The following is a 13,101-nucleotide window of genomic DNA, read 5'->3' on the forward strand; positions in this document are numbered from 1 at the left end:
TATAAAAATGAATAATTTTAATATTTTGGTTTTCTTTTTCATTTTGAATTATTATCAACATTACGTTTAAAATCATTTCTATTGTTATGAGATGAAAAATTTAATTTAGTCGGTACTTTAACAACATTTTTAGGTAAATCTCAACCTGTAGTATCTAGTAAAGTAATTTCGTGATTTTGATAATATTGAATTTCTTGAATTTCATTATATTGAACTCTATTACTTACTAAAGTAATAGCAGTGCCTTGTGCTCCAGCACGAGCTGTTCTACCAATACGATGAGTATAGTACTCATATTCGCGTGGAATATCATAATTAAAAACATAATCAATACCATTAATGTCAATTCCTCTAGCAACAACATCAGTAGCAATTAGTACTTTAACCTTACCATTTTTAAATTGTCTCATTGCTTCCATACGTTCTCTTTGACTTTTATCACCGTTAATAACAGCACATTTAATATTATTTTGTTCTAATAATTGTGCGATTTTGTTAGTAAAATCTTTTGTATTTGAAAAAACAATACTTAATTGTGGTTGTAATTTTTGATATAAAGCAACTAATGCAGTTTCTTTTGTTATATTACGACAATCAAAATAATATTGTTTAATATTTGCTTGTTGTAATTTTTGACTTTCATCTTCAACACTAATACTAACTGGATTATTTTGATAATCATCAGCAATTTTTAAAACTGGTTTTGACATTGTCGCTGAAAAAAGAACAGTTTGAATATTTTGAGGTGAATTTTCAAATAAGAAATCAATATCTTTTTTAAATCCCATTTTTAACATTTCATCTGCTTCATCTAAAACTAATGTTTTAATTGAATTTAATCTTAAACTGCCACGATTAATATGATCAGTAATTCTTCCTAGTGTTCCAACAACTATGTTACTAGTTCTTAAATCATATAATTGATTTCTAATATTAACACCACCGCATAATAAAGCAACATTAACGCCATTTAAAAAATAAGCATATTTTTTTACTTGTTTAGCAACTTGGATTGCCAATTCTCTAGTTGGACAAACAATAATGGCTTGATTACGATATAATTTTATATCTAAATTATGTAATATAGGTAAGACAAAGGCAGCAGTTTTTCCGGTTCCGGTATGACTTTTTCCAATAATATCTTTTTTTTGTAAAGAAACTGGAATTGTCTTCTTTTGAATTGGTGTTGGGGTAGTATAACCCCATTTAGCAATAGCAGCAGTTAATTCTTGTTTTAAATTTAGTTCTGTAAAACTCATATATTTCTCCTTAAAAATAAATTTTGAATAAATTTAGAAAAAATGATAATTATAACCTGAAAAATAACCTCTAAAAGAGGATTATTTTAAAAAATGATTAGTTTTATTTATTATTTATATATAATATACTTACTTACATTTTAAAGTATTAATTCATCTAATTTTTCTAAAATTAAAAGTTGTCAAATAATTTCATGATATTATTTATTTCTTTGACATCACTAACAACTTTTTTGATATTTTTTTATCAATCATATCTTAAAAGAAAATTGCGAATTAATCAATAACTTAAATATAATACACTATTTTTAATTAAATGTAAAGATAAATTTATAGAAATGAAAATATAAAAATAATAATTAAAATACTATACAAATTTTTAAATTTATTAAAATTAAAAATTTAAATTATATTAGAAATTTTTTATCATAACAAAAAATTTTGAAAAATAATATAAATTATCAAACATCAGTATCTGCTTTTTTAATAATTCAATTATCAAATAAAATATGATTATTTTTATGATTCTTAATCATTCCAGTTAAAAAATTAGTGTTTGCATAACGAATAGTTAAATAATTATAACCATGCATACCACCCGCATTTCTTTTAACTTTAAATGTATTATCATCTACTTTTTCCACACTAGTTCTATCACTTAAAGTTGGATTTTTTGCTCCTTTTCAAAGACCATTTAAAGTAACTGAAATATTACCTTTAATAAGATTTTCGGTTGTAGCTTTAGAACTTATTTTTGAACTAATATAGTCACTAATATCACTCATTGTTTTATTATTTTGAACAAAATTATCAAAATCTCCGGGATTCATATATATTGTTAAATTATTATCAGTAGTGATATCAATACGCCCTTTAGCAAATTCACTTTTTGTATAAAATATTTTACCTAATGCTGTTGCTGTTTGCTCTGCTCATTCACCTTGCGTTTGATTAGGGCTAATATTAATAAAATCTAAAGTCATTGGCGTTAATCTTAATCCTGAAATGCTTCAATCACTAATAGTGATTTTTCCAAAAGCATTAATTTTATTTTTACTTTCTTCAGGCACTCCTTGTTTTCCAACAAGTCACTTAGTAATCTCATCTGAAAAAGTTGTTGCTGTTGGTGATAAATAATTTTTCAAAGAATCAATTGCTTCATCAATTGTAGATTTAGTAAGCGCTTCATACATATGATCACCACTAGCATAAACATCATTTTTTTGAAGAACTTCTGATTGAGCATTAATATCAACTTTAGTAATATTAACTTTATTGTTATTAAGTTTTCTAGTAATTAATTCTTTTGCTTTTTGTAATAAACTTCCACTATCAGTAGTGGTGCTTTCTATTTGTATCATAAAATCTTTTAATACTTTTGTTACATTACCAGTTGAAGCTTCAATTAAAGACTTTAAATTAGCGCCAGTATTAGCGTAATTAAAATCAAAAATATTAGATACTTCAATTTCTGTCTTTTTGTTACTTTCATCTCTATAAGATAATTTTAATTTTAAGTCTGCAGCAAGTTTATATCACATTGTTATGTTATACGTTGCTGGATCATAATTTTCAATACCAAAATCAGCTTTTTCCTTAGTTCAATTGAATTGTTTATTTGTCATTTTTGTTCCATTAAAATCAATTTTTAAAATTTCACTAGTAGTTATATTATTAAATAATGGTTTTAAATCAGATGGTTGTAATAAATAATCCTCAATAATAAGATTTGTAATATCTTTTTGAAGCCTAGTTAAAAATATATCCTTTATTTTACTATCAACCAGAGTGTCACTATCTTTAGGTAAACTATTTAAATTATTAGTAATATCTTTTCCAGATTCACCAAATTCATCTTCAAAAGTTAAATTCTTATATTCACTAATTAAATTTGCAAGTCCTAAACTAATTTGCTCTTTAGCTTTTTTTAATAATTCTTGTACATCAGCATTTTCCGATACTTCATCATCAGTATCAGAACTATTACCATTTCCACATGCCACTACATTTACTGCTAATGGTGCTGTTAATCCAAAAATTGCTAATAATTTTAATATTCCCTTCACTCTAGTACCCTCCTAAAATTTCTTTTAATATATTTTATTAAAGTTTTAGTATATTCTAAAATATTTATAATTAAAATGTTGTGAATATATTAACTTTAATATTTCAGTAAACTAATAAGTTTATAAAAATCAAGTTTAATTTAATAATTAAAAAATAAGCATTGTAATCATAATTATTAGATTATCTTTTATATCAAAATTTGTTAAATTTTATTACTTATAATTAAAATGTTTAAATAATTTTTCTTTTTTTATGCAGTTTAATAAAAAATAATTTTTCTTTTTCATTAAATTATATTTTATAAACAAAAAAAATAATTGATTATAATTGATAATATGTAAAGGAGAAAAAATAATGGACAGATTACTAGAAACCACAACGAAAACTATAAAAAAAACTAAAACCAAAAAGGCAAGTTGATTTAAGTTATTTAGATTAATTATAATTAAAATTAGTTACAGTTTTATTACGGCATTTTTATTTTTATTTTCAATAGTAATTTCGGTATTGAGCATTAGTGTTTTGTTTTTTTTAAATTTATCAATAGAAGATTTTATTATTGATTTACAATATTATATTATGATTTTTTATAGTATATTTTTATTTATTTTTATTTTATTAAATGTTATAAAAATTTTTGGTACTCAATTTGAAGATAGTTCTTTCTTATTATTACTTACTAAACCTTATACAAGAAATGTTATTATTTTAACTCAATACGCTACTTTATTTTTTATGAGTTTAACTTTTATTTTCATAAATATTATTGCTTTATTAATATTTGGCGGGATTTGTGGAATTATTATAAAAGTTTCTTATTTAGCTTTTTACGTATTAACTATCCTAAAGTTTTTTGGCTTTTGCTCTTTATTTGCTGTTTTAGTTACTGTTGGTGTAGTAACAATGTTAGTTTTTACTCCATCACAAACAGTTTTTTTAATTTTTGTTATTTTCTGTAGTCTATTTTTATTAGGTGGTTTGCCTTACTCATTAACCAAAATAAATAGTGACATTATTAAAATTAATTTTGAAAATAATATCCAATATACTGTTAGTGAAATCAAAGAAGCAATTTTATTTAAACAAAATTTAGAAAAAGGATTAATTAAATATCCAAATTTAACAAAAGCTATTTTTGATTTTTATTCTAATCTTAGTGATCAAGAATTAAAGGATATTAAAAAAAATAATGTTATTAATAAGCGTATTGATTTTTATCAAAAATTAGGATTTATTAAAACAAATCCTACTGTTAAAACTCTTAGTGGTAAAACAACCACTTGAAAACCAATTGAATTTCAAAATAAAGATATATTTATGAAAATTACTTTTAATAGTTATTTTAAAAACTTAGATGAATTAAAAAATAATGTTGATAATAATCAAATTACAGAAGACTTAATTAATATAATTAATGATTATGATAAAAAGTATAATATTGATTCATTTATGGATCTGCAAAGTGGTAAAGCACCTTCACTATTAACATACGATACTGATATTAATAATACTTATATACAAATTACAGGTCCAATATTAGAAAAACCCGTTCCACTATCACCCAAGGAAATTAAAAATATTTTTATTGATACATATGCATATAAATTTGATTTTCGTAATGAATTTAATAAAATTTTTTATAATCCTGTTTATTTTTTAGTTAGAACAACCGAAGAATATATTTATAATCAAATTCATACTTATCGTCAGATTACTAATAATTCTGTTACTAATGATAAAAATTATAAAAATTACATTAGTATTGCAAATAGTTATCAATTTATCAATGCAATAAATTTTATTGAACATTGAAATCAAATTTGAACTTATTTTATGGACTACTATGGTGATTTTTGATTTGAACCTTATGCAACATCTAGTATCGATTTTGATACACAAAAAAATACTTTATTTAGTTATCCTGATTTTAAACTAACACTAAATAATAAAAAAATAAAAACTGATAACATTGATTATTTTCAAAATAATCAATCAGTTCTTGAAATATATTGTGGATTTTCTATCTTTTTATTCTTACTTTCTTATTTAATGTATAATCGAAAAATTGTTAGTTAGGAGAAAACTTATTATGGGAACTACAGAAGACATTATGATTAGTGTCAGAAACTATAACAAAAAATTTAAAAAGTTTAATATTAGTAATATATTTACTGTATTTAAAGGAACTATTCATGCTTTGGTTGGTCAATCTGGTAGCGGAAAATCTGTTTTATTAAAGTCTATCATTGGTGCAATGCCTAGTAACAGATACAGTGGTACAATTAAGGTTAATGATTACAAAGCAGGAAGTGCAAAATCAAAATTAAGTTTAGGTTATTCCTTAAATTTAGAAAACTTTCCACAAGGTTTAACAGCTTATAATTTTCTAAAATATTTAGGACAAACAACCACTATTACCGATAGTGCTCTAGAAGTTAATTTACAAAAATTATTAAATAATTTTAATTTATGAGAACATCGTAATAAGGGTTTAAATTCTTTCTCTTCAGGAATGAAAAATAGAATTATGCTAATTCAAGCCTTAGCACATGATCCAGAACTAGTAATTCTTGATGAACCTGGTGCAAACTTAGATTCAGAGTCACGAAAATATTTTACAAATGTATTAAAAAGATTAAAAGCAGAAGGTAAAACTATTTTCTTAACAACTCATATGATTAACGAGGTTAAAGATATTATTGATGATTGTACTATTATTGATTTGGGAAAAATGCTTTATAGTGGACCAATAGCAAAATTTGATGTTGGCAAAATTTTTATTTTGACTACTAACAATTTACCATTAACAGCCACTATATTAACAAAATATCAATATCAATTTAAATATCTTAAAGATTTAAATGAAATCTTAATTCGCTTAGATACACAAGAAAAAATTGATAATCTTAGTTCAATTTTAAATAAATATAAAATTGGTATTCAAAATCTTTATGAAAAAGAAATAGATTTATCACATTTAAAAAATTTTTTATAAAATAAAAAACAAAAATTTAACTATAAAATTTCTAATCTTTTTAATTTCTTATAGTATAATTATTTATAAACTTAATATAAGTTTAATTATTTTAAATAAATACCTTTTCATTTTAATAAGGAGAAAAAATGCAAAAATTTAATGAATGAATAAATAAACATCAACATGAATTTAAGAAAACACTTGAAGAAAAAAATCAAATAAAAATAAATTGAGAACAAGAATACAAAATAATTAATAATTTAAAAGAAGAAATAAACAACAAATATAAAAAAACTAATTTAATAAAAAAATAAGTTACTCTATAGAGTAACTTATTTTTTTATTAACTATTACATTTTGCTAATTTTGCTTGATGTTCTAAATTAAAAGTAAATTCACTATTCAATTCTACTTGTAAATTAGGATTTGTTTTTAAACGAATTTTATATTTTTTATAGTAATAAGCAAAGTATCAAGTTATTGCAAAAATCACATTACTTAAAATAAATACTAATTCAATAACCATAGCAACTATTGCACTTGAATCAGTTGCTGTAACTGCATCATAAATAATAGAATAATAATGTCAAACAAACATTAAACCTAAAGTTACTAAAATAAATGGAAAAGTATTTTTTTCATATCAATTTAGTTTTAATTTTTTATCTAATGCTAATTTTAATACTGTAATTAAAACCATGATATAAATAAACATTGTAATTACAGAAAAAGCTGATGATAAATTAGCAACATTAAAAGCTGATGAATATTGTTGATCAGGATGTGAAACTAACCAAATTCCTTTAATCAAATCAGGAATAACTAATCATAAAATTAACATAACAGATGTTACTATTAAATTAATAACTGCTGCTTTAACAGGAATTCCATCTTTATTTAAATTAAATAACTTATTAGAAATATATCCTTCTTTAGAAAGCGGCTGTAATGTGGTACCACCATATAAAGTGTTTTGCATTGCGATATTAATTTTTAAAGCTAACCCACTAATAATCATTATAATTGGACCACCATAGATAATTATTTTGCTTGTAAAAGGACTTCACGCACCCATATTCATATTTTGAACAAAGACTCTATATCCTAAAAAGAAAATTAATGAAATAACAACATAAAAAATTGTCATAATTATCATAATTAAAGTAATACCTTTACCAATATTTTTTTCAGGATTATTAACGTTTTTACCTGCTGTTGAAAAAATTTCAAAACCAGCAAAGAAAAAGAAACATGAAGTAAAAGTATTCATAAATCCAGCAAAAGAAAATGTACTCTCAGTAGTTCAGTAATTTCAATTTGATGAACCATTAGTTATTGCTAAACTAATTCCAGCAATAACTAAAAATCCGGCTGTTAATCACTTAATAATTGATGTTGTATGTGCCATTTTTTATATATTTTAATCCCAGCAAAAATAACAGAAGCTGAAATCATATAAATAAAAATTCCAATGAAATCTAAATATAAATCAGAAAATGGTCCTCAATTAGCACTATACCATTGTGGTTGACCATTACTAATAAATTCTGGAGAAAAAGTTCCTCTAATTAACATCATTACTTGAATTGTCACAACAAATGGTAAACAAGCATATTGCATAAAACCTACTAATCAACCTCAGAATCTACCAAAAGTTGTCCTAACATAGATATATGCACCACCATTATTATCAGAATTATGAATTCTAGATAATTTTGCAAAAGCTCATGCACAATTACCCGCCACAAAACCAATTAATAAATACACTCATATTGCATTAATTACAATTGAATTAGGTTTTCCGATATTAGATAATATTGCAAAATTACCAATAAAACCAATTCCTACTGCATAATTAAAACCTAATCAAACAAATTCTTTTAATGACAATCGTTTATGAGATTCATCACTCTTCATTATTTTTTCCTCCTTAATATTTTTAAAATTAATTGTAACATTTAAAAAGAAAAATAACAAAATATTTTTCATTAAATATTTTGTTATTAATTAAATTAATGACATATATTCTAATTTTAATGATAATAATTATTAAAACCATTTAAGTAAATAACAATCTACTATGTTCACTTATTGAATGTTGATTTGCAAAATCAACATTATTTATTGAAATTATTTCATCTTGTAATAAAGGAATTATTTCTCCTTTATGATGCTTTATTTCTTGTTCAATTTCTTTTTGATGTTGATCTAAATCTTCATTACTTACATTATTAATTAGAGATACTGTTTTCATATTTAGTTCTGTTTGATGAAATTGTCGATCAATAGTAACTAACTCTGTTAAATTCTCTAAATTATTTTCTGCTATTGTTTTATCGATTTGTGATTTTAAAGAAAATGGTTTATTATAAACAAAACCAAACCCCATTGAAACAAAAATAACACAGGCTAAAAATAATAATCATTCATTTCCAACAAAATTATCTTTGGCATTTACTAATACTTTTTTTATACTTTGTAAATCAAATGAATTTATTTCATTTCAATCAATATTATCTATACGTTGTTGAATTTGACTTTTTATATTTTCGACTATTACTGGCAAACTTTTATATTTAAAAATATATTCAATTTCTTCTTTAGTAACTTTACTGAAAATACTACATATTTCGATTATTTTACTAAATGCTATTTTATTATCTTCTATTACTTTTATTGAATCCTTTTTTAATTGTTCAATTAAAATTTGAAAATCTAAATTTGAAATTTGCCTTCTTTTTATTACTAACATTTCATGCACTATTTTTATATTTGGCGCTACTTCATGACCATTACGACGATAAGGGTACGGATATTTCATAACTATTTCAGCTGAAGCACCACCAAGTACAGATCTAAGTCAAGAATATATATATTGTATATTTTCAACATCTGTTATATTGCCAGTAATATTAAGTTTGGTTATTCCTGTAACGTGTTCTCTATTAAAAACTTCCATTGAAATAATAAAATCTTTAAAAAAAACAGAACTAAAATCATTCATAATATGTCCTACTTCATGTATACAACTTTTAATTTTACCATCTCATGTTTTAATGTTAAAACTATTACCATTTATAATTGATGTAAAATATTGTTTTTTCAATGGTGATAGTTGCACTAATTGACTTGGTTTTAATTCTAAAATTTGTCATAAATAAAATGAACTTACTTGTTGTTTCGTCAATGATTTAACTTGTACTGGGGTCAATGATCTAATTTGTAGTGGTAAAAACTCTTGAATTTGTTTTTCCGTAAATTCTGAAATTTGTTCTTCTGTAAATTTTGAAATTTGTTTTGGTTTAAAAAATTTAATTTGTATTGGGGTCAATGCTTTAATTTGTTGTATTGTAAAAACTTCAATTTGTTCTCTTGTTAATGATTTAATTTGTTCTTCTGTAAATTCTGAAATTTGTCATGTTCATAATGATAAAATTTGTTCTGGTTTAAATCATGATATTTGTTTAGGCATCAATGATTTAATTTGTTCTTCTGTTAATGCTTTAATTTGTATTGGGGTCAATGCTTTAATTTGAGAAATTGTTAATAATAAAAAATGTTCTAGAGAAATTTTTGAAATTTGCTCTGGTGCTATTTCTGAAAATTGTGTCGGTGTTAATCAAAAAACTTCTCATAAAAATAATTTAGTTTTTTCTGGTGTAAACTTGTTAATTTGTTCTTCTGTAAAGGATTGAATCTGTTTTTGTGTAAAATACTGGACTTGTTCTGAAGTAAATCATGGGATTTGTTCTAGTTTAAATCATGGAATTTGAATTGGTGTAAATGCTTGAATTTGAGATGGTTCAAGCGATTTCATTTGTTTTTTGGTAAATGATTGTATTTGTTTTTCTGTAAATTCTGAAATTTGTCATGATTTGAATCATGAAATTTGTTCTGGTTTAAATCATGATATTTGTTTTTCTCTAATTATTGTAATATCTCATACTTGAATTTTTTGAATTTGTTCTTTTGTTAATGCTTGAATTTGTAATAAATTTAATTTATAAATTTTCATTATATTTATATTATCAATTGAATTAGTTTCCCTTTTAATTCTATTTAAATTAAAATCTAATATCGTTGTAATATTTTTATTATCAATTAACAATTGATTTCTTGTTATCATTTCATTATTTGTCATAGGTATTGCTATTGATAGATCATGTGTTTTTTTATTTTGTTGGTCAAAACTAAAAGCAGTTAACGTTCATACTTTAAATCAATAATTTGGATTAAAAATTTTCATAATTTATACTATCCTTTCTTTTTAGAAATAAAAAAACCACTTACTTTCAAAAATAAAGTAAAGGGTTAAAAACTTATATTATTTTAATATTATCGTAATAATACACTATTTTAAAATAGTGTTATAAATAATGCTATTAATTGAAATTTTTATAAAAAAGATAACTTTTAAAAACATATTTAAAAAGTATTAACAATATTACTTAACTAAAAATAAAAAATGATTTACTCATATTTTAATTGTTAACAGCAGCAAGATGATATATAATGATTTATTAGAACCAAATTTAGATAGTGAAAATAGTAGTTTAAATTGAAAGGAGAGCAAATAAAAAATGTTAGAAAAAGAAACCAAAACAAATTTAACAGAAACAACACATGAAAAAAGAATTAAAAATAGTGACTTTCTAATTAATGCTACTGACATTGTTAAAGTATACGGTGATAAAACGGTTTTAAATAAATTAAATATTAAAATTAAAGCTGGTGAGCGAATTGGAATCATTGGTGCAAATGGTAGTGGTAAGTCAACACTGACAGAAATTATTGCTGGTATTAGACATGCAACTTCAGGAGTTATTGAAAAAAAAGAAGGTATTGTTATTGGTTTCCAATTTCAAGAATCAAAATATCCACCAGGGATTACTGTTATGGATATGCTTACTTATTATTTAGAAACATTTAATATCGAAATCAATGTTGGTCAATTAAATGAATTATTAAATACCTATCAATTATCAGCTGCTAAAAATAAAAATATTATGTTTCTATCTGGTGGTCAACAACAACGACTTAATATATTATTAAGCGTTATTCATAAACCTGACTTGGTTATTTTAGATGAAGTATCAACTGGTTTAGATATTGAAGTTAAGGAAGAAATATTTGATTTTTTACAAAAAAATATTGTTGAAAAAAATGTAGCAATGATTTTAGTTACTCATAACATGAGTGAAATTGAACATTTCTGTACAAGTATCATTTATATGCACGATGGTGACATTATTGAAAAACGGACTGTTAAAGAGGTTGTTAAAGAATATGGTTCAGTTCATAACTATACATCTCAACAATTCCAAAAATATAAAAAACCTACTATTGCTGCAGAAAAAGAAGCATTATCTAAGAAAAAAGGTCAGCAAGATCCAAACAAAATTGTGGAAATGTTTAGTAATCTGTGTAACTTACAAAAATAACTATGTTTAATTAATTCTAGTAAATATAATTAAATGACTAGAAAGAGTGAGTTACAGATGGCTAAAAAAGATAACTTTAATAATAATGATCCAATATCAAAAGCAGTAGATTTATTACTAGAAAATACTGAAGATTTAACAACAGTTTTTAAACCTGGCGGTTTATATAAAGAATTAACAAAAAGATTAGTTGAAAAAATGTTGAATTCTGAAATGCAAAATTATTTAGGATATGAAAAAAATCAACATAGTACTACTGAAAATGCTCGTAATGGTACAAGTTCAAAAAAATTAATAACTCAACAAGGTAAAATTGAAATTGATGTACCAAGAGATCGCAATAGTAATTTTACTCCTGTAATAGTTCCTAAAAGGCAAAGAAGATTTGATGGTTTTGATCAACAAGTTCTTTCCTTGTATGCAAAAGGAATGACATTATCTGACATTAGAATGCAGTTGCAAGAGTTATATCATGGTGCTGATATTAGTGAAAGTTTTATTAGTCAAATTACTGATGATGTTATTGATGATGTTAAAGCATGACAAAATCGACCATTAGAAAGTATTTATCCTATTGTTTATTTTGATTGTATAGTAGTTAAAGTACGACAAGATAAACGGATTATTAACAAATCAGTTTATATAGCATTAGGAGTTGATTTAGAAGGCAAAAAAGATGTTTTAGGATTATGAATTAGTGAAAATGAAGGTTCTAAGTTTTGATTATCTAATTTCACAGAAATGAAAAATCGTGGCTTAAATGATATTCTTATTGCTTGTAGTGATAATTTAACAGGCATGTCAGAAGCAATACAATCAGTTTATCCTAAAACAGAACATCAATTATGCATTGTTCATCAAATTAGAAATAGTTTAAAATATGTTTCATACAAACATCGAAAAGGTCTAGTTGCAGATTTAAAACCAATTTATAGTGCATGTAGTGAAGAACAAGCAATGCAAGCTTTAGAATCGTTTGAAAGTAAATGAAATAAACAATATCCTCAAATTACTAAATCTTGATATAAAAATTGAGATAATTTAATGGTTTTTATTAGTTATCCAGTAGAAATCAAAAGAGTGATTTATACTACAAATGCTATTGAATCTGTTAATAGTCAATTACGAAAAATCATCAGAAATAAAAAAGTTTTTCCTAATGATATGGCAGTTTTCAAAATATTTTACTTGGCAATTGAAAATATAACAAAAAAATGAACATTGCCTATTCAAAATTGAAATACAGCAATTGCTCATTTTATGATAAAATTTGAAGACAGAATTAATCTAAATTAGTAACTTTGTAAAACAAAGATACACAGATTATTAAAAAGCCTCATTTTAATAAAATATTCAT

Annotated in this window: 10 protein-coding genes; 5 read left to right on the forward strand and 5 right to left on the reverse strand. The window is 23.4% G+C overall.

The features are described 5' to 3' along the window. Positions 1-17 precede the first annotated feature (17 nt). Positions 18-1,259 (reverse strand): DEAD/DEAH box helicase, encoded by a 1,242-nt coding sequence (locus tag AACK94_RS05580; RefSeq protein ID WP_338975454.1) that lies wholly within the window; start codon positions 1,257-1,259, stop codon positions 18-20. A 458-nt stretch (positions 1,260-1,717) separates the two neighbouring features. Continuing rightward, a complete protein-coding gene (locus tag AACK94_RS05585; protein WP_338975447.1) occupies positions 1,718-3,325 on the reverse strand; it encodes a hypothetical protein in 1,608 nt (535 codons plus the stop codon). Between the two features lie 355 nt (positions 3,326-3,680). Here AACK94_RS05585 and AACK94_RS05590 point away from each other — a divergent pair, with 355 nt between their 5' ends. From AACK94_RS05590 to AACK94_RS05600, 3 genes are all read left to right on the forward strand, one after another. Further along, positions 3,681-5,402: a hypothetical protein gene (locus AACK94_RS05590; RefSeq protein ID WP_338975456.1), complete on the forward strand. Its 1,722-nt coding sequence runs from the start codon at positions 3,681-3,683 to the stop codon at positions 5,400-5,402. A 13-nt stretch (positions 5,403-5,415) separates the two neighbouring features. Next, the gene (locus tag AACK94_RS05595) at positions 5,416-6,321 is read left to right on the forward strand and encodes an ABC transporter ATP-binding protein (protein WP_338975457.1); all 906 of its coding nucleotides are present in this window, start codon (positions 5,416-5,418) and stop codon (positions 6,319-6,321) included. A gap of 128 nt (positions 6,322-6,449) precedes the next feature. Further along, positions 6,450-6,617, forward strand: a complete 168-nt coding sequence (locus tag AACK94_RS05600) for a hypothetical protein (protein WP_338975458.1) — start codon at positions 6,450-6,452, stop codon at positions 6,615-6,617. A 29-nt stretch (positions 6,618-6,646) separates the two neighbouring features. On the opposite strand, the gene AACK94_RS05605 is transcribed toward AACK94_RS05600, so the two are convergent. The 3 genes from AACK94_RS05605 to AACK94_RS05615 form a co-directional block, all read right to left on the reverse strand. Beyond that, complete coding sequence (locus AACK94_RS05605; protein WP_338975459.1) at positions 6,647-7,711, reverse strand: hypothetical protein; 1,065 nt, start codon at positions 7,709-7,711, stop codon at positions 6,647-6,649. Then, positions 7,678-8,220, reverse strand: coding sequence for an amino acid permease (locus tag AACK94_RS05610; protein ID WP_338975452.1), 543 nt, complete (start codon positions 8,218-8,220; stop codon positions 7,678-7,680). Before AACK94_RS05610 ends, AACK94_RS05605 begins: the two co-directional genes overlap by 34 nt. A 142-nt stretch (positions 8,221-8,362) precedes the next feature. Continuing rightward, the gene (locus AACK94_RS05615; protein WP_338975460.1) at positions 8,363-10,549 is read right to left on the reverse strand and encodes a hypothetical protein; all 2,187 of its coding nucleotides are present in this window, start codon (positions 10,547-10,549) and stop codon (positions 8,363-8,365) included. Positions 10,550-10,883: 334 nt separating this feature from the next. Between AACK94_RS05615 and AACK94_RS05620 the strand changes: the two genes are divergently transcribed. Together AACK94_RS05620 and AACK94_RS05625 are read left to right on the forward strand one after the other, a co-directional pair. Further along, the gene (locus AACK94_RS05620) at positions 10,884-11,744 is read left to right on the forward strand and encodes an ABC transporter ATP-binding protein (protein WP_338975462.1); all 861 of its coding nucleotides are present in this window, start codon (positions 10,884-10,886) and stop codon (positions 11,742-11,744) included. Positions 11,745-11,801: 57 nt separating this feature from the next. Beyond that, complete coding sequence (locus tag AACK94_RS05625; protein WP_338976362.1) at positions 11,802-13,040, forward strand: IS256 family transposase; 1,239 nt, start codon at positions 11,802-11,804, stop codon at positions 13,038-13,040. Positions 13,041-13,101: the final 61 nt, after the last annotated feature.

Origin of the sequence: Spiroplasma endosymbiont of Monopis laevigella (genome assembly GCF_964019975.1) — a bacterium.
Taxonomy (GTDB): domain Bacteria; phylum Bacillota_I; class Bacilli_A; order Mycoplasmatales; family VBWQ01; genus Spiroplasma_E; species Spiroplasma_E ixodetis_A.